This window comes from Helicobacter pylori, assembly GCF_006440215.1.
In the GTDB taxonomy this organism is placed as follows: Bacteria; Campylobacterota; Campylobacteria; order Campylobacterales; family Helicobacteraceae; genus Helicobacter; species Helicobacter pylori_CS.
Window position 1 is genome coordinate 48473 of record NZ_VEZH01000001.1, and the last position, 22877, is coordinate 71349.

The 22877-nt window shown below is 39.1% G+C and carries 21 protein-coding genes and 2 pseudogenes; 14 read left to right on the forward strand and 9 right to left on the reverse strand.

Annotated features, from left to right (window positions below):
• Positions 1–2: 2 nt before the first annotated feature.
• The 3 genes from FIM44_RS00250 to FIM44_RS00260 form a co-directional block, all read right to left on the reverse strand.
• The gene (locus tag FIM44_RS00250; RefSeq protein WP_140578463.1) at positions 3–1535 is read right to left on the reverse strand and encodes a TolC family protein; all 1533 of its coding nucleotides are present in this window, start codon (positions 1533–1535) and stop codon (positions 3–5) included.
• Positions 1532–2881, reverse strand: coding sequence for a hemolysin family protein (locus FIM44_RS00255; RefSeq protein ID WP_120880722.1), 1350 nt, complete (start codon positions 2879–2881; stop codon positions 1532–1534). Before FIM44_RS00255 ends, FIM44_RS00250 begins: the two co-directional genes overlap by 4 nt.
• 98 nt (positions 2882–2979) lie before the next feature.
• The gene (locus tag FIM44_RS00260) at positions 2980–4581 is read right to left on the reverse strand and encodes an inorganic phosphate transporter (protein WP_140578465.1); all 1602 of its coding nucleotides are present in this window, start codon (positions 4579–4581) and stop codon (positions 2980–2982) included.
• A gap of 140 nt (positions 4582–4721) precedes the next feature.
• Between FIM44_RS00260 and FIM44_RS00265 the strand changes: the two genes are divergently transcribed.
• From FIM44_RS00265 to FIM44_RS08525, 9 genes and pseudogenes are all read left to right on the forward strand, one after another.
• On the forward strand, positions 4722–4991 hold the full coding sequence (locus tag FIM44_RS00265; protein ID WP_000569298.1) for a NifU family protein: 270 nt from the start codon (positions 4722–4724) through the stop codon (positions 4989–4991).
• Positions 4992–5003: 12 nt separating this feature from the next.
• Positions 5004–5615: a hypothetical protein gene (locus tag FIM44_RS00270; RefSeq protein WP_001168571.1), complete on the forward strand. Its 612-nt coding sequence runs from the start codon at positions 5004–5006 to the stop codon at positions 5613–5615.
• 3 nt (positions 5616–5618) lie between these two features.
• A complete protein-coding gene (locus FIM44_RS00275; RefSeq protein WP_140578467.1) occupies positions 5619–6962 on the forward strand; it encodes a UDP-N-acetylmuramoyl-L-alanyl-D-glutamate--2,6-diaminopimelate ligase in 1344 nt (447 codons plus the stop codon).
• 3 nt (positions 6963–6965) lie between these two features.
• A complete protein-coding gene (gene tal / locus FIM44_RS00280; protein WP_140578469.1) occupies positions 6966–7916 on the forward strand; it encodes a transaldolase in 951 nt (316 codons plus the stop codon).
• Positions 7917–7970: 54 nt separating this feature from the next.
• Complete coding sequence (locus tag FIM44_RS00285; protein ID WP_140578471.1) at positions 7971–8507, forward strand: 50S ribosomal protein L25/general stress protein Ctc; 537 nt, start codon at positions 7971–7973, stop codon at positions 8505–8507.
• Positions 8508–8516: 9 nt separating this feature from the next.
• Positions 8517–9077 carry an aminoacyl-tRNA hydrolase gene (gene pth / locus FIM44_RS00290; RefSeq protein ID WP_140578473.1) on the forward strand — a complete coding sequence of 187 codons (561 nt, stop codon included), beginning with the start codon at positions 8517–8519 and terminating at the stop codon, positions 9075–9077.
• Between the two features lie 54 nt (positions 9078–9131).
• Complete coding sequence (locus tag FIM44_RS00295; RefSeq protein ID WP_039089331.1) at positions 9132–10199, forward strand: LptF/LptG family permease; 1068 nt, start codon at positions 9132–9134, stop codon at positions 10197–10199.
• A gap of 109 nt (positions 10200–10308) precedes the next feature.
• Positions 10309–11233: pseudogene (locus FIM44_RS00300) on the forward strand (phospholipase D-like domain-containing protein).
• A 58-nt stretch (positions 11234–11291) separates the two neighbouring features.
• Positions 11292–11357 (forward strand): annotated as a pseudogene (locus FIM44_RS08525) (restriction endonuclease); the annotation flags it as partial.
• Positions 11358–11532: 175 nt separating this feature from the next.
• Here FIM44_RS08525 and FIM44_RS00305 read toward each other — a convergent pair.
• Positions 11533–12699, reverse strand: a complete 1167-nt coding sequence (locus FIM44_RS00305; protein WP_140578475.1) for an outer membrane protein — start codon at positions 12697–12699, stop codon at positions 11533–11535.
• Positions 12700–12877: 178 nt separating this feature from the next.
• Between FIM44_RS00305 and FIM44_RS00310 the strand changes: the two genes are divergently transcribed.
• Positions 12878–13315 (forward strand): CopD family copper resistance protein, encoded by a 438-nt coding sequence (locus FIM44_RS00310; protein WP_140578477.1) that lies wholly within the window; start codon positions 12878–12880, stop codon positions 13313–13315.
• Here the strand turns inward: FIM44_RS00310 and FIM44_RS00315 are convergent.
• Genes FIM44_RS00315 through gltS form a run of 4 tightly spaced genes read right to left on the reverse strand, consistent with a single transcriptional unit; the run spans position 13312 to position 18644 of the window.
• Entirely contained in the window at positions 13312–15663 is a 2352-nt protein-coding gene (locus tag FIM44_RS00315; RefSeq protein WP_140578479.1) for a heavy metal translocating P-type ATPase, read from the reverse strand. The genes FIM44_RS00310 and FIM44_RS00315 overlap by 4 nt on opposite strands.
• Before the next feature lie 25 nt (positions 15664–15688).
• Positions 15689–16405 (reverse strand): tRNA1(Val) (adenine(37)-N6)-methyltransferase, encoded by a 717-nt coding sequence (locus tag FIM44_RS00320; protein ID WP_140578481.1) that lies wholly within the window; start codon positions 16403–16405, stop codon positions 15689–15691.
• Complete coding sequence (locus FIM44_RS00325; RefSeq protein ID WP_140578483.1) at positions 16387–17421, reverse strand: dihydrofolate reductase family protein; 1035 nt, start codon at positions 17419–17421, stop codon at positions 16387–16389. Before FIM44_RS00325 ends, FIM44_RS00320 begins: the two co-directional genes overlap by 19 nt.
• Positions 17418–18644 carry a sodium/glutamate symporter gene (gene gltS / locus FIM44_RS00330; RefSeq protein WP_050826123.1) on the reverse strand — a complete coding sequence of 409 codons (1227 nt, stop codon included), beginning with the start codon at positions 18642–18644 and terminating at the stop codon, positions 17418–17420. Before gltS ends, FIM44_RS00325 begins: the two co-directional genes overlap by 4 nt.
• An 85-nt stretch (positions 18645–18729) precedes the next feature.
• Between gltS and FIM44_RS00335 the strand changes: the two genes are divergently transcribed.
• The gene (locus FIM44_RS00335; protein ID WP_140578485.1) at positions 18730–19929 is read left to right on the forward strand and encodes a saccharopine dehydrogenase family protein; all 1200 of its coding nucleotides are present in this window, start codon (positions 18730–18732) and stop codon (positions 19927–19929) included.
• A gap of 9 nt (positions 19930–19938) precedes the next feature.
• On the opposite strand, the gene ccoG is transcribed toward FIM44_RS00335, so the two are convergent.
• Positions 19939–21315, reverse strand: a complete 1377-nt coding sequence (gene ccoG, locus FIM44_RS00340) for a cytochrome c oxidase accessory protein CcoG (protein ID WP_140578487.1) — start codon at positions 21313–21315, stop codon at positions 19939–19941.
• Positions 21316–21420: 105 nt separating this feature from the next.
• Here ccoG and plsY point away from each other — a divergent pair, with 105 nt between their 5' ends.
• The 3 genes from plsY to FIM44_RS00355 are packed head-to-tail and all read left to right on the forward strand — an operon-like array spanning position 21421 to position 22743.
• Positions 21421–22083 carry a glycerol-3-phosphate 1-O-acyltransferase PlsY gene (gene plsY, locus FIM44_RS00345; RefSeq protein ID WP_238699878.1) on the forward strand — a complete coding sequence of 221 codons (663 nt, stop codon included), beginning with the start codon at positions 21421–21423 and terminating at the stop codon, positions 22081–22083.
• The gene (locus tag FIM44_RS00350) at positions 22080–22433 is read left to right on the forward strand and encodes a dihydroneopterin aldolase (RefSeq protein ID WP_140578491.1); all 354 of its coding nucleotides are present in this window, start codon (positions 22080–22082) and stop codon (positions 22431–22433) included. Before plsY ends, FIM44_RS00350 begins: the two co-directional genes overlap by 4 nt.
• A complete protein-coding gene (locus FIM44_RS00355; protein ID WP_140578493.1) occupies positions 22417–22743 on the forward strand; it encodes a Plug domain-containing protein in 327 nt (108 codons plus the stop codon). The genes FIM44_RS00350 and FIM44_RS00355 overlap by 17 nt, the downstream gene beginning before the upstream one ends.
• The last annotated feature ends 134 nt before the right edge of the window (positions 22744–22877 follow it).

The window sequence follows — 22877 nt, forward strand, 5'->3', positions numbered from 1 at the left end:
CTTTAATAAACAAATTCATAAAATAAATCAATATGATCGCTTAACGCCATTAAATTCGCTAATGAAACAATGTATTTATAAGCCACGCTTTTTTGCTCCACGATGATAGAAGAAAGCGTGTTCCTTGCATCAATGACTTGAGCGTTCGTGCTTAAGCCTTGTGAAAAGGCTTGCTCTTGGAGTTTTAGGTTTTCCTTGGCTAATTCCACGCTAGAAATCAAGCTTTTGTATTCTTTCAAATAAGAAAGCGTTTCTTTATAAGTCTTATTCACTAACAATTCCATGTTTTTTTTAGCCTGGATTTGCTCGCTACTGGCTTGCAACTCCGCTAATTTGCTCGCTTGGTATTTTTGGATACGCCCTGTGGGGGAAAGTATGGGCATGCGCCCGGCCACGCCCACAAACCAATTAGGGATCATGTCTTCAAACACTGAATTGTTTTGTTTCATGAGATAAGAGCCAAAAAAACTCACTTGGGGCAAGAATTTAGCGATCTGAAGTTTTGTGTTTTCTTTAGAAATTTGAATCTGATTTTCTAAAGTCTTTAAAGCCGGGTAAGAATTGAGCGTGGAAGCAACAAAAAAGCTCAAATCGGGCAGATTTTTCTCCGTGTGAATCTCTAATTTGCTTGAAGGCGCCAGATCGTCTTTGCTAGACAAAATAGAATTGAACGAGAGCTGCGAAACTTCTAACACATCTTTAGCCTTAACGCTAGCGATATGGGCCTTATCGTAAGCCACTTGAGCGCCTAAAGTTTCAACCCTAGCGATTTGCCCTACTTTTTGCATTTTCAAAGCGTTTTGGAAATGCTTGTAATGGCCTTTTTCCACTTCTTCTAAAGTTTCAGCCACTTCTGTGTTTAACACCATGCCGTAATACACGCTCACAAGCTCTTGAAAAGTGGAAAGCTTTTTCAAACGATACACTTCATTGGCGTCTTTTTGCATCAAATCCGCAATGCGCACCATCGTGAATCTTGCCCCACCCATATAAAGGGGATAAATAATGCTCAAAGCCCCAAGCACCACATTTTGCTTAGAAAACAATAAGGGGGATTCTAAAGTGCTGCTCAAAGCCCCAAAACCTTGCATCACCCCTTGTATGCCTGCCTGGATTTGAGGGGTTAATACTTGAGGGGGGATATTTTGCTGAATATTTTGCAAGCCTTGATGGATCTGGTTGGTGGCTTTTTGCACGCCCGGTTGTTTTTGACTGGCAAAATCCATTTTAATAGGGTTAGAGAGATACACATAAAAAGCACTCAAATCAATTTGAGGCAAAAAAGAAAGTTTAGCCGCTAATTTCATTTTACTCGCTCGCTTAATGGCGTATTCTTGTGCATGCAAGCCTTCATGGCTAGACAATACCCTAGTCCATGCGTTTTTTAAAGAGAGTTTTTGAGCGTTAGGGTGGTCCAAAGATGCGCTATCTTCAGCCATGCTCAAAGAAGAAAGATCGGTTTTAGAAACTCCATCAACAGCGTTTAAAGAGCTATTGAATAATAAGCCCAATACAAAGAGGGTTGTTTTTTTCATGCTTTGTTTTCTCCTTGATCTTTTTTACTCGCTTTTAAGCGTTTTATCCTAGCCCCATCCACGCTCAACACCTCAAACAAATACCCATGCGAAATGATGGTATCGCCCTCCATAGGCATGCGTTCTAACAAGCTAAAAACATAGCCCCCAAGCGTTACCTGCTCGCATTCTTTATCAAATTCAATGTGAAGCACTTCTTCTACGCTCTCTAAATCTAGCATGCCCTCTAATTCAAACACGCCCTCTTCAAGTTTGTTCACGCCCTCTTGTTTCAAGTCGTATTCATCGCTAATCTCGCCCATGATCTCTTCAATAATGTCTTCCATAGTGAGCAACCCGGCCGTGCCGCCGTATTCATCAATCACCAAAGCGGTATGGATCTGCTCTTTTTTCATTTTAATAAGGATTTGAGAAATGGAAGCGCTTTCAGGGACGATGATCATTTTCCTAACGATTTGCTTGAAATCATGCATTTCAGGGGTGAAAATGGAGCGCGAAAGCAAGTCTCTAATATGCACCATGCCGATAATATTATCCTTAGAACCCTTACAATAAGGGTAGCGCGTGAAGCGGCTTTTTAAAACAATGTCTATATTTTCTTCATAGCTGTTTTCTTCATCCAAACACACCATGTCTTTTCGTGGGGTCATGATTTCTTTAGCGCTCGTGTCAGAAAAATCCACCGCGTTTTTAATGATTTCGCCCTCCACTGAATCAATAATGCCCTCTCTCAAACTCTCGCCCACAATGATTTTCAACTCTTCTTCAGAATGCGTGCCATCATGTTCTTTAGGATTGATGCCCACTTTTTTTAAAAAGAAATGAGCGATCACATCAAACAGGCGCACCACCGGGTAAAACACCACCCAAAACACATGCAAAGGGCGCGCGGCAAAAAGAGCGGCTTTTTCAGATTTAGCGATCGCTAAAGATTTTGGCACAATCTCGCCTAGCACGACATGCAAAAAAGTGATGCTTAAAAACGCTATAACCACGCTCATTGAATGGATAAAAATAGGATTTTCTCTCAAATCCATAGACTCAAACAGCGCGGCTAACAATTTTGCGATAGCGGGCTCACCCACCCAGCCTAAAGCTAATGAAGAAAGGGTGATGCCTAACTGCGTTGCGCTCAAATAAGTGTCTAGTCTTTGACTCATCTTTAAAGCGAGTTTAGCGTTGGAATTACCGATTTTAACCAGCTCTTCTAAGCGGGTTTTACGCACTTTCACAAGGGCAAACTCTGAAAGCACAAAAAAAGCGTTCAACAGCACCAATAAAAAAGCAACCATCAACATCAGAATTGATTCAGACGGATCCAAATAAGCTCCTTGATTCCTCCCCATGACTTTAAACCTAACGATAAATATAAAATAAATATAAAATCTTAGAATTTTAACATAAAAGATTAAGCCTAACTTTAAAAATCAAGCCTTTAAAAACCCTAGAAATACTTTTCTATAAAACCAAGAGCCACAAAAAGAAGCGCCCCCAAAAGCGCAGAAACCGGCACGGTTACAAGCCAAGCGGTAACAATCTTTTTCAAAATGGAGCGTTTGATCACTTCTTCTTTATACACTTTTTTAAGCGACTTTTTTTCTTTCTTTTTCAATTCCAAAGCGATGGCGGTGTTCTTGCTTTTTTTCAAGCTCTCTAGCATGAGCGATTTTTCTTTCAAATTGGCTTTATCAAAGCGCTCTAAAAAGCCTTCAATTTCTTCTAAATCTTCCCCAAAGTGTGCCGCTACAATGTTGTCTCTGATTCTAGCAAAACGCCTTCTTGATTGCTCTCTTAAGCGCTCCCTTAAAAAGCCCACCCCAAACACCGCACCCACCACAATATGCGTAGAGCTTACGGGCAAGCCTAATTGAGAGGCTAAAAGCACGGTGATGACTGCAGAAAGCGCGATGCAAAAGGCTTGCATTTTGTCTAATTCTGTGATTTCTGACCCCACCGTTTTAATGAGCTTTGGCCCATACAAACTCAAGCCTAAAGCAATCCCAGCTGCCCCTACTACCATAATCCACAACGGCACAGAGCTTAAAGTATTCCCTATGGGGCTATTTGCATCTTCTAAAGTTTGACTGATAGCCGCTAAGGGGCCTATAGCGTTAGCCACATCATTAGCCCCATGCGCAAAGCTTAAAAGCGCAGCGGCAAAAATCAAAGGGACATTGAAAAGCTCATTAATGCTTTCATGGCTGTTTTCTAATTGTGGGGCTTTTTTTAACACAAATCTTTTAAAAAGGATAAAGATTAAAAGCGCAAGGATACAGCCGCAAGCCAGTTGGATTTCAAAATTCAGTGCATAGAGGCGTTTTAAAACCTTAATAATCAAATACCAGCTGAATGTTAAGCTCATCAACGCTACCAAATAAGGCACGACCTTTAAAGCCGCGCTCTTTTTATCTTCTTTATAAGCGATAGTCTTTTTAATGAGCATTAAAAAAAACATGGCTATCAAAGCCCCCATTAAAGGCGAAACCACCCAACTGGCCACAATACCTGATAAAAAATGCCAATTGACAGCTGCCATTCCAGCTGCCGCCATTCCAGCCCCCATAATCCCCCCCACTACAGAGTGTGAAGTGGAAACGGGAGCGCCAATTAAAGTGGCTACATGCAACCACAACGCCCCACTCAAAAGGCTAGCCAACATGACATTGATGAAAACATGTGCATCATTAATGGATTCAGGCGAAACGATACGGCCCTTAATCGTAGAAACCACTTCCCCCCCAGCAATGATCGCTCCAAGCATTTCACAAATCCCAGCAATCAAAATCGCCCCGCCCATGCTAATGGCTTTAGAGCCTACGGCAGGGCCGACATTATTAGACACATCGTTCGCGCCAATATTCATCGCCATATACCCTCCAATCACAGCCGCAAAGATGAGCAACAATCCCTTAGAATTAGCCTGCCCAAAAATAAGAGCGAGCAAAGCAGCACCAATGAGGAACAAAAGAGCGAGAGCGATCTTTAAAGTGTCTTTTTGGAGTTTTTTAGAAGCTTTTTCAAACTCCTTGATGTTTTTAATTTCCATATCGTCATAAAAACCTTATTCTAATAGTGGTTTTATTCTATCCAATTAGCCCTTGAGCCACTCTTAAAAAGCGTTGTTTGATAAAAATGGCTCATTATATGGTATCTTAAAGTAAAATTTTAAAAATAAGGTTTTTAAAAATGATAGAATTTAGCGATGAAGATTTACAAAAACCGGTGCGTATTGTGATAGAAAAAATCCGCCCTTACTTGCTCAAAGATGGCGGCAATATTGAAGTGCTAGGAGTGAAAAGCATGAAAATTTATGTGGCTTTAGAGGGAGCGTGTAAAACTTGCTCTAGCAGTAAGATCACTTTAAAAAATGTCATTGAAAGGCAGCTTAAAATGGATATTCACCCCAATTTAGAAGTGGTGTGCTTAGAAAACGCTAAGGAGTTTCACGAGCTTTAAGGATGATTAGGCATGCAAAAGTTTGATTATGAATTTAAAAAGCGTGCGTTGATTAAAGATGGCTTTTTAGCGTTCAAACAAGCCCATTACGCTGAAGCGTTACGCCTTTTTTCTGAAGTGTTGTTTTTGGATAAAGACAACCAAAAAGCCAAAATAGGGGCGTTATTGAGCGATATAGCTAAAGATTTTCCTAAAGAAGCCCATAGCTTTTATGAATTGTATCAAAGCTTGATCGCTATGCAAAAACGAAGTTTAAAAAACCAAGCTGAAGAGCAAATCATCAATTTGATCGCTTCTTTTGATGAGGGGCTAAACCAAATGGCTGAAAAGATTGATGCGCAAATTTCTCAAAAAAGCGAAGAATTGAATGGCATTTTGTATGCGGATTTCAAACGCTTGAGCTTGGAGCGCGGCTTTAAGGAAGCGTTTGAAGATTTGATGTTCAGCTCTAGGGTGATTTTTGACAATAAAGAGGATTTTTATGAATTTTTGAAAGAATTGAACCATTATGGCTATTATGAATTAGCGATAAATTACATTGAAAACATGCATGAAGATTCTTTTATTTACGATAATTTTTTGCGCTCTCTTTTAGAAGACGCCCTCAAATCCAATAAGGCTTAAAGAATGAAGCTTAAAAAAACCCTGACTTATCAAAACCACACCTATTCTTTTTTAAGCGATAACACGCATGAAGTTTTAGAAAACCCTAAAGAAATCCTTTTTGTCAAAACGCCTTTAAATGAAAAATACTCTCCTTTCATTGCAGAAAAAAACCTGGCTATTTTAGATTTTAACGAGCTTAAAAACTATTTTGATTTTAAAATGAAAATTGTAGGGATTACTGGCACTAATGGTAAAACGACCACAGCGAGCTTGATGTATTCCTTGCTCTTAGATTTGAATAAAAAGACCGCTCTTTTAGGCACAAGAGGGTTTTTTATTAACGATGAACGCATCAAAGAAAAGGGCTTGACTACGCCCACTCTTTTAGAGCTTTATAGCGATTTAGAAGAAGCGGTGCGTTTAAAATGCGAATACTTTATCATGGAAGTGAGCTCCCATGCGATTGTCCAAAAGCGCATTGCTGGGCTTGATTTTGCCCTTAAAATCCTCATCAATATCACAAGCGATCATTTAGATTTCCACAAAAGCATAGAAAATTACAGAGACGCTAAAAACAGCTTTTTTAAAGATGAGGGCTTGAAAGCGATTAACAGAGATGAAACAAACGCCCTTTTTAACCCCATTAACGCGCACACTTACGCGCTGGATAAAAAAGCGCATTTAAACATTCAAGCCTTTTCGCTCACCCCATCCATTAGCGCATCTTTATGCTACCAACAGGATTTAAGAGATCCTAACAATAAGGAGACAGCTCTAATCCATTCCCCCCTTTTAGGGCGTTACAACCTTTATAATATCTTAGCGGGCGTTTTAGGGGTCAAACTGCTCACTCAATTACCGCTAGAAGCGATTGCGCCGTTATTAGAAAACTTTTATGGGGTTAAGGGGCGTTTGGAAGTGGTGCATGCCAAACCCTTGGTCATCGTGGATTTTGCCCACACCACAGACGGCATGCAACAAGTCTTTGAAAGCTTTAAAAACCAAAAAATCACCGCTCTTTTTGGAGCAGGGGGCGATAGGGATAAAACCAAGCGCCCTAAAATGGGAACGATAGCGAGCTATTACGCTCATAAAATCATCTTAACTTCAGACAACCCCAGAAGCGAGAATGAAGAAGACATCATTAAGGATATTTTAAAAGGCATCAATAATTCTTCTAAAGTGGTTATAGAAAAAGACCGAAAGAAAGCCATTTTAACCGCTTTAGAAAATTTAAAAGACGATGAGGTGTTATTGATTTTAGGCAAGGGCGATGAAAACACTCAGATTTTCAAAGACAAAACGATTTTTTTTAGCGACCAAGAAATCGTTAAAAGCTATTACCAACATTTAAAACAAGGATAAAACATGCAAGAATTCAGTTTGTGGTGCGATTTTATAGAAAGGGATTTTTTAGAAAACGACTTTTTAAAGCTCATCAATAAGGGGGCTATTTGCGGGGCGACGAGCAACCCTAGTTTGTTTTGTGAAGCGATCACAAAAAGCGCGTTTTATAAAGATGAAATCGCTAAACTCAAAGGCAAAAAAGCTAAAGAAATTTATGAAACTTTAGCACTAAAGGATATTTTACAAGTCTCTAGCGCGTTGATGCCCTTACATGAAAAAGACCTTAACAATGGCTACATTAGCCTAGAAATTGACCCTTTTTTAGAAGATGATGCCGCTAAAAGCATTGATGAAGCCAAGCGGTTATTCAAAATATTAGATCGCCCTAATGTGATGATTAAAGTCCCGGCTAGTGAAAGCGGGCTTGAAGTGATTAGCGCTTTAACTAAAGCCTCTATTCCTGTTAATGTAACTTTAGTTTTTTCGCCTAAAATTGCCGGTGAAATCGCTCAAATCTTAGCCAAAGAAGCGCAAAAAAGAGCGGTCATTAGCGTGTTTGTCTCACGATTTGACAAAGAAATAGACCCTTTAGCACCACAAAATTTGCAAGCTCAAAGCGGGATTATGAACGCTACGGAGTGCTATTATCAAATCAATCAGCATGCCAATAAGCTAATAAGCACCCTTTTTGCGTCCACCGGCGTTAAATCCAACGCTTTAGTTAAAGATTATTACATTAAAGCGCTGTGTTTTAAAAACTCTATCAATACAGCCCCCCTAGAGGCTTTAAACGCTTATTTGCTTGACCCAAACACCGAGTATCAAACCCCTTTAAAGATTACAGAAATTGAAGCGTTTAAAAAAGAATTAAAAGCGCAAAACATTGATTTAGAAAACACCGCTCAAAAACTCCTTAAAGAAGGCTTGATAGCGTTCAAACAATCCTTTGAAAAGCTTTTAAGCAGTTTTTGATTTTTAAGGGTTTTTTGGATAGAATAAGCCCTTATTTTATTTTAAAGGATTGACATGTTAGAAGGCGTTATTAGAGAGAGTATTACTAAAGCTAACGCTAAAGCTTTAAAAAAAGATGGCTATCTAATCGCAAATGTTTATGGAAAGGGCGTTGAAAATGTGAATTGTGCGTTCAAATTAAACCCTTTCATTAAATACCTTAAGGAAAAAAAGCATTTGATTTTTCCGGTGAAATTAGGGAATAAGACTTTTGAAGTCGTGGTTCAAGAATACCAAAAAAACCCTGTTACTAATGAGCTTATCCATGTGGATTTACTCGCTGTTACTAAGGGCGTGAAGTCTAAATTTAAAGTCCCTGTTAAACACCAGGGCACTCCAGTGGGCTTGAAAAATAAAGGGATTTTAATGCTCTCTAAAAAGCGTATCAGCGTGGAATGCGCTCCAGAGCATTTGCCCGATCACTATTTAGTGGATGTAGCCCCTTTAGATGTGAATGAGTCTATTTTGGTGCGCGATTTAGAAAAACACGAGAATGTTAAGATTTTAGATCATGATTCTATCGCTGTGATCGGTGTGATTAAGGCGAAGTGATTTTAGGTTATGACGCTTTTAGTAGGTTTAGGCAATCCTACTTTGCGTTACGCCCATACCAGACACAACGCTGGTTTTGATATTTTAGATTCGCTCGTTAGCGAATTGGATCTTTCTTTCACTCTTTCTTCCAAACACAACGCTTGTTTATGCGTTTATAAGGATTTTATCTTCTTAAAGCCCCAAACTTACATGAATTTAAGCGGCGAGAGCGTTTTAAGCGCTAAAAATTTTTACAAAACCAAAGAGCTTTTAATTGTCCATGACGACTTGGATTTGGATTTAGGCGTTGTGAGGTTTAAAAATGGTGGGGGGGATGGAGGGCATAACGGCCTAAAATCCATTGATTTATTGTGTTCTAATTCTTATTATCGCTTGAGGGTGGGGATTTCTAAAGGAATGGGTGTAATTGAGCATGTGCTTTCAAGATTCCACAAAAACGAAGAGCCTTTAAAAAACGCCGTATTTGAACATGCCAAAAACGCCTTAAAATTTTTTATAGAAAGCCATGATTTTAACGCTATGCAAAATCGTTTCACGCTTAAAAAACCTTTAAAAATAGAAAGTTAAATGCACTCTATCAAAAATTTCAAGTTTTTATCGTGGTTTGAATAAGGGTTTAAAGTGCGTTTGTTTAGATTTGTGGGGTGGTATTATTTCAAATACTTTTTAATCGTGCTTTTAGCTTTAGAATTGTTTTTTGTGGGCATTGACAGCCTAAAATACGCCGATAAAATGCCCGATTCTGCGAACATGATTATTTTATTTTTCACCTATGACATTTTATTCGCTCTCAATTACACCTTGCCCATTTCCTTGCTTTTGGCGATGGTTTTATTTTATATCGCCTTCATTAAATCCAACCAATACACCGCCCTGCTCTCCATTGGCTTTTCCAAATGCCAGATTTTAAGCCCTATTTTTTTAATTAGCTTGTTTTTCACGGCTGTTTATGTGGGGCTGAACGCGACTCCTTTTGTATATATGGAGGAAAAAACGCAAAATTTGATTTATAAAGACAATTCTTTGAGCGTCTCAGAGCATTTGTTAGTGAAATATAACGATGATTACGTGTATTTTGATAAGATCAATCCCTTATTGCAAAAAGCCCAAAACATCAAGGTTTTTCGCCTAAAAGATAAGACTTTAGAATCTTACGCTGAAGCTAAAGAAGCTTTTTTTGAAGACAAGTATTGGATCTTGCATGACACCACTATCTATGAGATGCCCTTAAGTTTTGAACTGGGCAACAACGCTTTAAACACCACGCGTTTAAAAACCTTTAAAACGCTCAAAAATTTCCGCCCTAAAGTTTTAGACACCATTTATCAAAACAAGCCCGCGGTTTCTATCACAGACGCTCTTTTATCCTTGCATGCTTTAGTGCGCCAAAACGCAGACACGAAAAAAGTGCGCTCGTTTTTGTATGTGTTTGCGATTTTGCCCTTTTTTGTGCCGTTTTTAAGCGTTTTAATCGCTTATTTTTCGCCCAGTCTCGCCCGCTATGAAAACCTGGCTCTTTTAGGGCTAAAGTTTATCATTATCACGCTCGTTGTTTGGGGGCTATTCTTTGCTTTAGGGAAGTTCAGCATTTCAGGGATACTCATTCCTGAAATAGGCGTGCTATCGCCCTTTTTCATATTCTTAGCTCTTAGTCTTTGGTATTTTAAAAAGCTTAATAAGAGATTGTAGGATTTATAAACCTATGGTAAGCTCTCATTAGAGATCTAAATTAAAAGACCTGCAACGCAACATTAACTTAAGACTTGTAAAATAGCTTGAAAAGTTGTTAAGGTTTTTGATGAGTTCTGTTCAAATCCTATCTAATCTCAATTATCCTATTGGCAAAGTGATTACCGAAGGGCTGAGAAATTCTTTAAACACTCACATTGCAGTTGCTTTTTTAAAATACAGTGGGGTTGAAGTGATTCAAGATGCTTTGATTGATTCTTTAGAAAAGGGGGCAGAATTTGAGATTATTGTTAGGACTTGATTTTAAAACAACCGACTCAAAATCCATACGATTTTTGCTAGACTTAAATAAAACTTATAAAAAATTAAGATTTTATTGCTACGGCGACAAAGAAAATAACAAAACAGATATTGTCTTCCACCCTAAAATTTATATGTTTGACAACGGAAAAGAAAAAACTTCCATTATAGGTAGCACCAACTTAACCAAAGGGGGGTTGGAGAATAATTTTGAAGTCAATACCATTTTTACAGAAAAGAAACCCTTATATTACACGCAGTTAAACGCTATTTATAATTCTATAAAATATGCAGATAGCCTATTCACTCCTAATGAAGAGTATTTGCAAAACTATAATGAAGTTTTTAATGCCATTATTAAAAATGAACAAAAAGTCTCAAAAGATAAAAGCATTCAAGAAAAGATTAAAGAGATTGAAAAACAAGAAAAATTGCTTCCTGGAACTATCCCCTCTATTAAGGCAATGATAGTGGAATTTATTTTTGCCTGTGAGGAAAAAGGCGTTAAACAAGTAACATTGCAAGATATTTATCGAGCATTAGAAGAGCGAATAAAAAAAGAAGAGTGGGGATACAAATACAAAAGCGATACTTTTAGGAACACTATCAGGGGCGAACTCAACCACCATGCGCTAAAAGATAGCCCTTCAAAAAATAACTTGGGGCTTTTTGAGAGACCAGAAAAAGCTTTTTATGCGCTAACACCAAAAGGGCGTTTGTATAAAGGACGCTAAAGGTATTTATTTTAGACATTACTCATTCTAGCCTAATTAAACTCTCTGCGAGACTATCTCTATCAATCAAAATAAAGAATTGAAAGAAAAATTTGACTCCAATGAATATATCTTTAGCGATAAATAATTAGAACGCATTATAGAAATATCCCCACAACAGCATAAGGACTCATTAGTGGTAATGATAGATTTATCAAAAAAGTAGAAAATAGCACAGAATGGTTACAGATCAATGACGATTTGAAAGCTTAAAGCGTCAAGCTTTCATCTCTAAGCCTTGCCTAAAACCCCTGCCAAATTTAAAAAGTATAAACATAGCGCAAATACATAGAATACTGACGGCGTAAGGTTTGGGTTAAGCTGAAATTGGTTTCTGCTCCCGTGATAGTGGTTGGTTGGCCGTTCTCTAGCGGGCCTTGTTTTTTCGCTCTTATGGTAGTAGAACCTTTGAAAAAGTAATTAGGGAGCGTGGGGATTTTGATACCAAACTCAATGCCATGGTGTTCAAAAACATTAGTTCTAATGCCCACATTCACTAAAAATTGGAAAATCGTGTAATTCACCTTAGCGTTCAATTTTCCTGTGGTATAGACGCTATTAGGGTTAATCCCCACATTACAACTCGCCGGTGTCGTGTCCCCGCATGTGATCGTGCCATCAGCGTTAGTCATGTAAGCGTTAGCATCGGTATTGACGCCATAAACATACCCGTCCTTAAAATACCCCACACGATTATTAGTCCAAGTGTTACCCGCAAAATTCACGCCCACAAAAAACCCGGCCGTGGCTTTAGGCTTATCTATAATGTTAAAAAGCATGTCTGTGCCAAAACCATAAGTATACATGTCGGCTTTTTGATCGCTCAAATAGAAAGGCGATATAGCGTTAGCGGCCCTGGAGTTAGAAAAATTGGTATGCCCATAATCAAAAAAGCCGTAATAGCGCAACCCAAACCACCTTTTTTTACCGATAAAATGCTTATAGCCTGTCATCACGCCTAGCCCATACATCGGCTGGTTACGGTCAGGAATGTTTTTATTGGTGCTTAGCATGGTGCGCGAAGTCCAATTGACTACGCAGTTAGCTTTAGTATAGCCTGGCGTTCCTGGCGTCCCTGAAGCTGGCTGACAGCCACCGGTCTGCCCGTCAGGAACTTTACCATCATCATTAGCCGAAACATCGCCAAAAGGCACTTGAAACAACTCGCCGTTTTTATAAGCGTTTGTCTTTTGATCAGCCCTACCCACTTCCAAGCTAATCCCCACAAACGCGCCATTCTTTTCATGGGCATTTAAGGGGTTTGTTAGCCATAACGAACTCAAAAGAGCGCCTAAAATTACCGAGCCTTTTTTAGAAATATCTAAAGATTGAGCTATCAAAACAGATTCCTTACGATTAAAATTTTTACCAACCATTTTGCAATCTTGCATTCTATTTTTCTTCTTTGCCATAAAATTGAACACCACTCTCTAGGATCTCCGCTTAAGTGTTACTTTTTTAATTATTTTATTATAGCTAATTGCAATCTTAAAAGTCAAACAAAGACCACCCCTAAAATTCCCATAATAGTGGGCTACTTGACAATAAAATCCTTTTATAGTAGATTAAAAACTCTTTAATTTTCCCATGAATAAAGGATTTTAAATGGATGCGATTTATCCTTATGTGTTGGTTGTTCATTTATTGTGCGCCATTATTTTTATTGGCTATTTGTTTTTTGATGGGGTAATTTTCCCTAATGTGAAGAAAATGTTTGGCGAAGAGTTTGCCAATAAGGCAAATACAGGAGTCACTCAAAGAGCGATTAAAATCATGCCCTTATGCGTTTTAGGGCTTGTTTTAACAGGGGGCATGATGCTTAGTCAATACATGGGAGGCGATAAAGGCTGGTGTGAAACCCCTTTTCAAAAGATGCTCATGCTTAAAGTGATCTTAGCGTTAAGCATTTTCCTTTTGGTGCTTTTTTCTTTATCGTGTAAGTTTTTGGGTAAGAAAAACCCTATTGGTAAATATATCCACCCTATTGCTCTAACTTTTGGTTTTTTAATTGCCATTTTAGCCAAAACGATGTGGTTTGTTTAAGAGCGTTTCAACCTCAAAGAATTTAAGACCACTAAGAGCGAACTTGCACTCATGCTCAAACTCGCTATTAAAGGATTAATGTATCCTAGCATAGCGACCGGGATTAAAATAGCGTTATAAATCAAGCTCAAAACAATGTTTTGCAACACCACTTGATAGACTTTTTGAGCGTTATCAAACGCTTTTTCCAACAAACTCAAATCCTCTTCTAAAAGCAAAATATCGCATGCGCTTTTACTCAAAGCGCTTTTTTCAAACCCTAAAGAAACGCTCGCTTGTTTTAAGGCTAGCGCGTCATTATTGCCATCGCCTACCATCGCGCAAACGCCCTTATAAGAACTGATGGTTTGAGCCTTATCTTCAGGGGTCAAATTGGCATGATAGTTAGAAATCCCTAATTTTTTCGCGCACTCCTTAACCGAGTTTTCATTATCCCCGCTTAAAATTTCTAATTCTAAACCTTTATTTTGTAAGGCCTGAATGACTTCTTTAGCGTTAGCTTTCAAACGCTCTTCTAAAATGAATAACGCACATAAGGTCTCATTTTTCGCAAAGCCTACCATGATATTAGCGCTCTCTTTATCCTTTGTATCAACCCCCATAGCGTTTAAAAATTTCAAACTCCCCACTAGCAAAGTTTCATTGTGGTAGCTCGCTTTCAGGCCATGAGCGAAAAATTCTATCTTTTCTAAATTAACCTCATCGCTATTTAGAGATTTAAGGATCGCGCTATGGGCTAAATGCTCTCTGGTTTTTAAAAGGCTCTTTAAAAGCCTTTCATCAAATTCTTCATAAATGATTTTTTCTTTTAAAAGGACTTCTTTTTGCGTGAGCGTGCCGGTTTTGTCTATAAAGATTTTTTTCACTTTAGCCAGAGTTTCTAAAAACAACGCTTCTTTAAACACGATCAAAGGGTTTTTAAACACCCCTATCACTAACGCAATGGGCGTAGCCAAGGCGAATGCGCAAGGGCAGCTGATGACTAACACGCTAATACACACCATCAAGGCTTTTTCAAAATTACCCCCCAAACCAAATTGCCATAATAAAAAGCTTACAAAAGCTAAAAACAACACCGCTTTAGAAAAAATATCCGCAATTTTATTCGCGCTGCTCTCAATTAAGGGCTTTTCTAAAAAACTCTTTTTTAAAGTTTCCAACAAACCAGAAAGGCGTGAGTTTTGAAGATTAGTGCTCACTTGATAGCTAAAAGGCACGCCCACATTCACATAACCCCCTAAAATTGGATCATTAACCCCCAATTCCAAAGGCTTAAACTCCCCGCTGATCAAAGACGCATCCACGCTCGCATGATTTAAAAGCACGCCATCTAGTGCGATTTTAGCCCCGCTTGGCACCCAAACAACAGAGCCTATAGCGACATCTTTAGGGTGTTTTTCTATCTGCTTGTCCTTTTCTACAATAATCACGCTATGGATTTCATGCGATTCTAAAGCCAGACATTTTTCATTCGCAAACAGCCTGACCTTTAATTCCAAAAACTTAGAGCCAAAAACCAGCGTTAAAATCGTGCTGCTCGCTTCAAAATAAGTCTCTTGGGACACCAACATGGCATAAACGGAATAAACAAACGCCGATAACGCTCCAAAGGACACGCTCAAATCCATGCCCAAAACGCCATTTTTTAGCCCATAAAACGCTCCCTTAATGAAAAAACGCCCCACAACCACTAACACCAACAAGCTTAAAAAAAGCGATACGAGATCCAAATTCCTTTGCATGAGCTTATCCATGCCAGCGCCATGATTTGCACCACCATAACTCGCGTATTTGGCAATCGCAATAAACATCAAATTCATGGTGGCAAAAAACCCCACGCTTAAAGTGAGTAAATAGGAGCGCTGCTCTTTTTGGGCTTTTAGGGCGTAATTTTTTGCGTTATAAATTTTAGCCCCATAACCCAAACTCTCAATTTTTTGAACGATCTCTTTAGGGTTTAAGGACTTGTCAAACACGATTTGTAAATGGTGGGTGGTGAAATTTACGCTCACTTTTTTAACCCCCTTTAAGCGCTCTAAAACCTTTTGATTGAGCCACAAGCAAGCGTTGCAATGCGTTTTTTCTAGCAAAAGATTAAGGATAAAATCGCCCTTATTGTTTTCTTCAAGGGCTTGTTCTAATTCCAAAGCGCTCATTGAATCTTGGGGCGTTACGGGGGCTAAAGTGGAATCGTTTAATTTGTCATAAAAGCTCTCTAAATTCAAATCTAGTAATAACGCATACACCCTAGCGCACCCCGTGCAGCAAAAATGCAATTCTTTATGATGGATCACCTCTTTAAAAAGCTCACTTTCTTTAAACTCCAACTGGCAATGCGAACATTTCATTTTTTAATCCTTAATTTATGAGGCGCTAATTTAGAAGCGCTTTGATAGAGTAAGTGTTACAAATTTGATAGATACTTAGAACTTCTTTGGTGTTGTCGCTTTGGTTTTTGGAATTATGCGTGATTAAAGGGGGTAAAACTTTTAAAGCGCTTTTGGAATTATTCCTAGCCAATCCAAGCATCAAATGGGCGTTTTTGTCTTTAAAACTTTGGACAAACCTTAAAGTTTCTAGCGTGAGTTTAACGCTTTTTAAACTCTCTACCACCAAGCAAAGCGACAAGGATTCATAGCAAAAAATAAAATACCCTTTAGGTTTTAGGCATTTTTTCACTTTAGCCACCAAAGAAGCGAAGTCTAATTCGCTCTGGTGTCTCGCATGCCCTTTAATTTTAGATTTGATAGAGCCTAAGGCATAAAAAGGAGGGTTGCACACAATCGCATCATACAAAATCGGGGGGTTGAAATCTAAAAAATCGCTCTCAAACACTTGAGCGTTGGGGAATTTAAGGGCGTTTTTTTGGGAGCAAAACGCCATTTTGTTATCCTTTTCCACTAAATGAACGCTCGTTAGCGGGTTGTCTCTAGCGCAGAGTAAGCCTAAGATTCCACACCCTGAACCTATGTCTAAAATCGCACCGCTATTTTTGATAAAAGGGCGTGAAAAATCGTATAAAAAAAGCGAATCGCTGTTGTAAGCATAAGCGTTTAAAGGCTGGTATAATCTTAAGAGTTTTCTATCCATAAAAGGGCTTCATTTTCTAAGATTTGTGCATGCAACAACCGCCCTTTAAAAGGGGTTTTTAGAGCGAATGTGCTAAACGCTTCACTGATCATAGACGCATGCGAATGCAAAAGCAATGCATCTATTTTATCCCTCAAGCTCTCAAACAATTCCCACCCCCCTTCAATGAAATTAAACCCCTTCTCTAGGGGCAAATCTTTAGGGTCACAGAAAGCATTAACTAAACGATTGGGCGCAGAAAAAACCTTTGAATTGGGGTCAATTGAATGCTTGGATAAAATAGCGATATTGGGGTTTTTATTTTGATAAAAGCTATCGCAAAAGCGAGCGTCTAATAAGGGGTTATCCGTTCTTATGGTTTTCCCAGAAACAATAAGCGTGTCGCATATTGCTCGCTGGTTGTGCGTAAAAATAACGCTTTTTTGCCCGGTGATCTTGCCATGACAATAATCCCCATTCATCCTTAAAGCGAGTTTGAACAAATTAAAACGCCCCTTTTGTTCCATTATCCTAAAAGGCAGGAGCAAGTCTTTAGCCTTGTTTTCCAAACTCTCACAAACCACCCCATCAATACGAGCCTTTTGTAGCCTTGCTAAACCCCCTTTTTTAGCTTCGTTTTCTTCTGTGGCAATGACCACTCTTTTAGGCTTTAAAATTTCTAACAATTCGCTGCACGCTGGGGTTTTGCCATAAGAATTGCATGGCTCTAGGGTGATTAAAAAAACGCAGTCTGTAAAAGCGTTATCGTGGTGCGTTTTTAAAAAATCGCTTAAAGTTTTAGGGTCTTCTAACTTTTCTAAATCATTTTTCAAACTGGGGCGTAAAATCTTTAACGCTGATTGGGCGGCTAAGACTTCTGCATGCGGGGTTTTGGCTTTTTTGTGGGTCTCTAAACTCAAGATCTCATGGTGTTTATCTAGCACCATGCAAGCCACGCTCGGGTTTTCTAAGGCTAGGGTTTGATGCTCCCATGCCTTATTCAAGCACATTTCTAATAAACTCTCATAAAGTCTCATGACGGGAAAAAAGGCAAGAGCAAAAAGCCTTTAATCGCTAAAGCGTTAATAATATCAACAAAAAACGCTCCCACTAAAGGCACGACGATAAACGCTACATGCGATGGCCCATAGTGGTTGGTGATGGTTTGCATATTCACCATAGCCGTTGGGGTCGCTCCAAGCCCAAAACCGCAATGCCCCGCGCACAACACCGCCGCATCATAATCCTTCCCGCATATCCTAAAGGTTACAAGCACCACATAAAGAATCATAACCACCACTTGAACGCTCAAAATAACCGCTAATGGCACAGCGAGTTTTAACAATTCCAATAAATTCACGCTCATTAAAGCGTAGGCTAAAAACAGGCTCAAACTCACATTCCCTATAACTGAAACCTCTCTGTCAAACACGCTATGGATTTTAAAAAACGACAAAGTGTTTCTTAAAATAACCCCTACAAACAAGCACCACACAAAAGTCGGCAAGGTGAAGCTTTTAGGCATCAAATGCGATAAAAAAGTCCCCACCAATAAAGCGATCGCAATCAAAGCTAAAGTTTCTACAAAACTGGATGCGGTGATTAGGCGTTGCTCTTTAGGGGTTTCAAAGCCTTTAGACACCACGCCCTCTAAAGTGTCTTTTTCTTTAGTGTCTTTAGGCTCTAGTTTGTATTTAGAAATCAAATATTTAGCGACAGGCCCTCCAATAATCCCCCCGCTCACCAAGCCAAAAGTCGCGCACGCCATGCCCACTTCTAAGCTGGAGCTAAAATTATAAGGTGGTTGGGTGAAAAAATTAGCCCATGCTGCGCTAGTGCCATGCCCTCCCACTAAAGCGATAGATCCCCCTAAAAGCCCCATTAAAGGATTGACCCCTAAAAGGCTAGCGATAGAAATCCCCACTGCATTTTGACACACCACAAACCCCGCCACAGCCAGCAAAAAGACCGCAAGCATTTTCCCGCCTTTTTGTAAAGATTTGAAATCCGCGCTCAAACCAATGGTGATAAAAAAAGTCAGCATTAAAGGATCTTTTAAAGAAGAATCAAACTGCAAGCCAAAATTGTAAAACTGACGCGCCAACATGATAAAAAAAGCGACTAAAACCCCGCCCACAACAGGCTCTGGAATATCATAATCGCGTAAAAACTTGACTTTAGAAATCACATAACGCCCCAAAAGCAGCACTAAAACCATGCACACCAAAGTGGCATAAATATCCAACTTAATTTCTTGCAAGCTTGCATCCTTATTAATCAAATTTATCTTATTATAATATAATACCCCCCTAAAAGAACGAGATCAGTTAGAAAGTAGGTGTTCCTTGCATACAGTATTACAAATTGGAGCTGGTGGCGTAGGCAGTGTGGTAGCACACAAAATGGGCATGAACAGAGATGTGTTTAAAAATATCATTTTAGCGAGCAGGAGCTTAGACAAATGCCATGCGATTAGAGAAAGCATGCTCAAAAAGGGTTTGGGGGAAATTGGCGTTGAGCAAGTGGATGCCGATGATACGCAAGCCTTAGTCGCTTTAATCCAAAAATACAAGCCTAAAGTCGTTGTTAATGTGGCTTTACCCTATCAAGATTTAACGATCATGCAAGCATGTTTAGAAACTAAAACGCATTACATTGATACCGCCAATTACGAACACCCGGATTTAGCGAAGTTTGAATACAAAGAGCAATGGGCGTTTGATAGGGCCTATAAAGAAGCAAGGATTTTAGGGGTTTTAGGGGCTGGGTTTGATCCGGGCGTAACTAACGCTTATGTCGCTCACGCTCAAAAACACCATTTTGACACTATCCACACTTTAGATATTTTAGATTGTAACGCTGGGGATCACAAACGCCCTTTTGCCACGAATTTTAACCCTGAAATCAATTTGAGGGAAGTCAGTTCTAAAGGGCGTTATTATGAAAATGGCAAATGGATTGAAACAAAGCCTTTAGAAATCAAGCAAGTGTGGGCTTACCCGCAGATTGGCGAAATGGATTCGTATCTTTTATACCATGAAGAATTGGAATCGTTAGTCAAAAACATTAAAGGCTTGAGGAGGGCGAGGTTTTTTATGACTTTCTCTCAAAATTATTTAACCCACATGAAATGCTTAGAAAATGTCGGCATGCTAGGCATTAAAGAAATAGAGCATCAAGGCGTAAAAATCGTGCCGATACAATTTTTAAAAACCTTGCTTCCGGATCCGGCAACTCTAGCCAAAGACACCACCGGTAAAACCAACATCGGGTGCTATATGACCGGCATTAGAAACAACCAAGACAAAACGCTCTACATTTACAACGTGTGCGATCATAAAAAATGCTATGAAGAAGTGGGTTCGCAAGCCATAAGCTACACCACCGGCGTGCCAGCGATGTGTGCGGCTAAAATGATTTGTAATGACACTTGGAGCGCGGATCATTTTAGGGCCGGGGTGTTTAACATAGAAGAATTAAACACCGATCCCTTTATGGAAGAATTGATCAAACAAGGCTTGCCTTATGAAGTGATTGAGCGCTAGTTTTAGGCTTCAATCTTCACTAGGTGCAATAAACACCGATTCCCTTTCTATTGTAATATTCTCATCGTCTGCACTATAAGCTTGTATGGTAATGGGGATTAGAGCGTCTTTAGCGTTCTTGTATGCTGTGGCGTTACTCTTTAGGGGTTTTCTTAAAACCACTACCGCTTTAATCTTTTGCCCGGCTTTAATAGCGATAGGGTTTAAAGGCTTTTTGATTTGAATGTCTTTTTGCCCTAAAATTTTGAAATAAAACTCATGGTCTTTATTGTCCGTATTATGGAATAAAAACACGTAATCGTTATCCACATACCCGCTAGAGCGCAATTCATACAGATCGCTGTTGCGGTTAATGTCTAATAGCATGCGTTCTTTTTTAAACGAAGTGATGGCTAAAAGAGCGATCACAATAGCGATAACCCCCAAATAAGCGATCGTTTTTAAACGCACCAAGCACACTTTTTGGCGCGTGTTAATAGCGTTAGTTGAAGACCATTGGATGAGTGAAGGGCGACTGAATTTAGCCATGGTAATTGTGCATGCATCCACGCATTCTAAGCAATTGATGCATTCTAATTGCAAGCCCTTCCTGATGTCAATATGCGTGGGGCAAACCTGAACGCAATGCAAACAATTCACGCATTCGTTTTCTGGGTTGCGCTTTTTGGGGGGTAAGGGGAAGAGATGGTCCTGATTGTCATAAAGCGCTCCGCCACGCTTTTCATCATAAATGGGGTTTAAGGTGTCATTGTCATACAACACCGATTGCACCCTAGCGTAAGGGCATAAATAAATGCAAAAACGCTCCGCAACCACCACTATATCAAACAGCACCACAGCCGTGCTAAAAAGCCAAAAACCCATAGCAATAGGGTGATCGCTAGGGTTTTTAAGATACATAAAAAAGTCTTCAGGGGCGATGAAATAAAAGAAAAACAACATCATTAGCCCCGCCACAACAGGAGCGAACAATAAAACGCTCAATACTTTACGCGCCTTGTAGCTTGGGGTGTTTTTAGGGCTTTCTTGCTTGTTGCTGATCTTTTTATGGAGTTTGAAAATCTTGGTTTCAATCACATCTCTATAAAGCACCCTTAAAAAGGTTTGCGGGCAAGCCCACCCGCACCACACACGCCCAAGGCTAGTGGTGATGAAAAAAATCCCTATAAAAAGCAAAATAACCATAAAAGGCATGACTTGCAATTCTTCAGCGCTAAAGATCTTGCCTAAAAAATGCAGTTGCTTATGCTCAAAGGAGATCAAAAACAAATGCGCCCCATCAATGCGAACAAAGGGTGTGATTAATAGCGCTAAAGAAATCAATAAAAACCCTATATAACGCTTCAAGCGGAACGATTTTAAAAAATGGCTAGAAGATTCAAGCATTCTCAATATCCTAAAATTTTTAAGCCACTATACCCTAACAACTTAACGCTTTCACTTAAAAAGCAACATGTTATAATGATGGCTATTTTATTTGAAAGGGTATTTATGGAAAGCGTTTTAAATTTCCTAACCAATATCAATGTGATTTTCACCCTTTTGGGCTATCTTATTGGGGGGATTCCTTTTGGCTATGCGTTAATGAAAATCTTTTACGGCATGGATATTACTAAAATCGGATCGGGAGGCATTGGCGCAACGAATGTCTTACGCGCTTTACAAAGTAAAAGCGTGAGTAACGCTAAACAAATGGCTTTATTAGTCTTAATCTTAGATCTATTCAAAGGCATGTTTGCGGTGTTTTTGAGCAAATTGTTTGGGTTGGATTATAGTTTGCAATGGATGGTCGCTATCGCTAGCATTTTAGGGCATTGCTATTCGCCTTTTTTGAATTTCAATGGAGGCAAGGGCGTTTCTACAATCATGGGTTCTGTGGTGTTGCTCATCCCTATTGAAAGTCTCATCGGCTTGACGGTGTGGTTTTTTGTGGGTAAGGTGCTTAAAATCTCTTCACTCGCTAGCATTCTAGGGGTAGGCACAGCGACTGTTCTTATCTTTTTTGTGCCTTATACGCATATCCCAGACAGCGTCAATATCCTTAAAGAAGTCGGCACGCAAACGCCGATGGTGCTTATTTTTATTTTTACCCTTATCAAGCATGCGGGCAATATTTTTAACTTGCTCGCTGGTAAAGAAAAGAAAGTCTTATGAAAACTAAACAAGGCGTTCATGTCCATAACTTTGTGTTTGAAACGATTTTAGGGATTTTAGAGTTTGAACGCTTAAAACCCCAAAAAATAAGCGTGAATCTGGATCTTTTCTACACGCAATTACCCAGTAAGGCTTATTTAGACTACATGGAAATCCAAGAGCTTATTCAAAAGATGATGCAAGAAAAACAATACCTTCTCATTGAAGACGCCCTGAAAGATTTGAGCCATGCTTTAAAAACGCGCTACAATGAAATCTCTGATCTTTATTTAAAAATCAGCAAGTTAGAAATTTCTCCCAATTCTCAAGTGGGAGCGAGCGTGAAAATTTGCTATGAAAGCAATCTTTAGCCTCTTTTTCCTCTTTATTGTTTTAAAAGCAAACCCCATAAACCCTTTATTAGAGCCGTTATATTTCCCCAGTTACGCGCAATTTTTAAACCTAGAACCTCATTTTATCGTTAAAAAAAAGCGCGCTTATAGACCCTTTCAATGGGGGAATACCATCATTATCAAACGCCATGACTTAGAAGAGCACCAAAGCAACCAGCCAAGCGATATTTTCCGCCAAAACGCTGAAATCAATGTGTCTTCTCAAACTTTTTTAAGAGGAATGAGCAACGCTTCTTCACGAATAGCGCTTGATTCAGCCGCTCAGTAATCAGCCTCTCAGTAAAATGCTAAAACTTTTTTTAATCATATTTTTCTTGGTATTTTCTTAATCCTAAAACAAATTTAAGGTATTATTAAATAGAATAATGTAATAATAACCTTAGGTTTAAAACTTGACTAAAT

Excerpts from the sequence above, each read along its gene's own strand:
- FIM44_RS00250 (WP_140578463.1), bottom strand. The coding sequence starts at position 1,535 with ATGAAAAAAACAACCCTCTTTGTATTGGGCTTATTATTCAATAGCTCT.
- FIM44_RS00255 (WP_120880722.1), bottom strand. The coding sequence starts at position 2,881 with ATGGGGAGGAATCAAGGAGCTTATTTGGATCCGTCTGAATCAATTCTG.
- FIM44_RS00260 (WP_140578465.1), bottom strand. The coding sequence starts at position 4,581 with ATGGAAATTAAAAACATCAAGGAGTTTGAAAAAGCTTCTAAAAAACTC.
- FIM44_RS00265 (WP_000569298.1), top strand. The coding sequence starts at position 4,722 with ATGATAGAATTTAGCGATGAAGATTTACAAAAACCGGTGCGTATTGTG.
- FIM44_RS00270 (WP_001168571.1), top strand. The coding sequence starts at position 5,004 with ATGCAAAAGTTTGATTATGAATTTAAAAAGCGTGCGTTGATTAAAGAT.
- FIM44_RS00275 (WP_140578467.1), top strand. The coding sequence starts at position 5,619 with ATGAAGCTTAAAAAAACCCTGACTTATCAAAACCACACCTATTCTTTT.
- tal (WP_140578469.1), top strand. The coding sequence starts at position 6,966 with ATGCAAGAATTCAGTTTGTGGTGCGATTTTATAGAAAGGGATTTTTTA.
- FIM44_RS00285 (WP_140578471.1), top strand. The coding sequence starts at position 7,971 with ATGTTAGAAGGCGTTATTAGAGAGAGTATTACTAAAGCTAACGCTAAA.
- pth (WP_140578473.1), top strand. The coding sequence starts at position 8,517 with ATGACGCTTTTAGTAGGTTTAGGCAATCCTACTTTGCGTTACGCCCAT.
- FIM44_RS00310 (WP_140578477.1), top strand. The coding sequence starts at position 12,878 with ATGGATGCGATTTATCCTTATGTGTTGGTTGTTCATTTATTGTGCGCC.
- FIM44_RS00315 (WP_140578479.1), bottom strand. The coding sequence starts at position 15,663 with ATGAAATGTTCGCATTGCCAGTTGGAGTTTAAAGAAAGTGAGCTTTTT.
- FIM44_RS00320 (WP_140578481.1), bottom strand. The coding sequence starts at position 16,405 with ATGGATAGAAAACTCTTAAGATTATACCAGCCTTTAAACGCTTATGCT.
- FIM44_RS00325 (WP_140578483.1), bottom strand. The coding sequence starts at position 17,421 with ATGAGACTTTATGAGAGTTTATTAGAAATGTGCTTGAATAAGGCATGG.
- ccoG (WP_140578487.1), bottom strand. The coding sequence starts at position 21,315 with ATGCTTGAATCTTCTAGCCATTTTTTAAAATCGTTCCGCTTGAAGCGT.
- plsY (WP_238699878.1), top strand. The coding sequence starts at position 21,421 with ATGGAAAGCGTTTTAAATTTCCTAACCAATATCAATGTGATTTTCACC.
- FIM44_RS00350 (WP_140578491.1), top strand. The coding sequence starts at position 22,080 with ATGAAAACTAAACAAGGCGTTCATGTCCATAACTTTGTGTTTGAAACG.
- FIM44_RS00355 (WP_140578493.1), top strand. The coding sequence starts at position 22,417 with ATGAAAGCAATCTTTAGCCTCTTTTTCCTCTTTATTGTTTTAAAAGCA.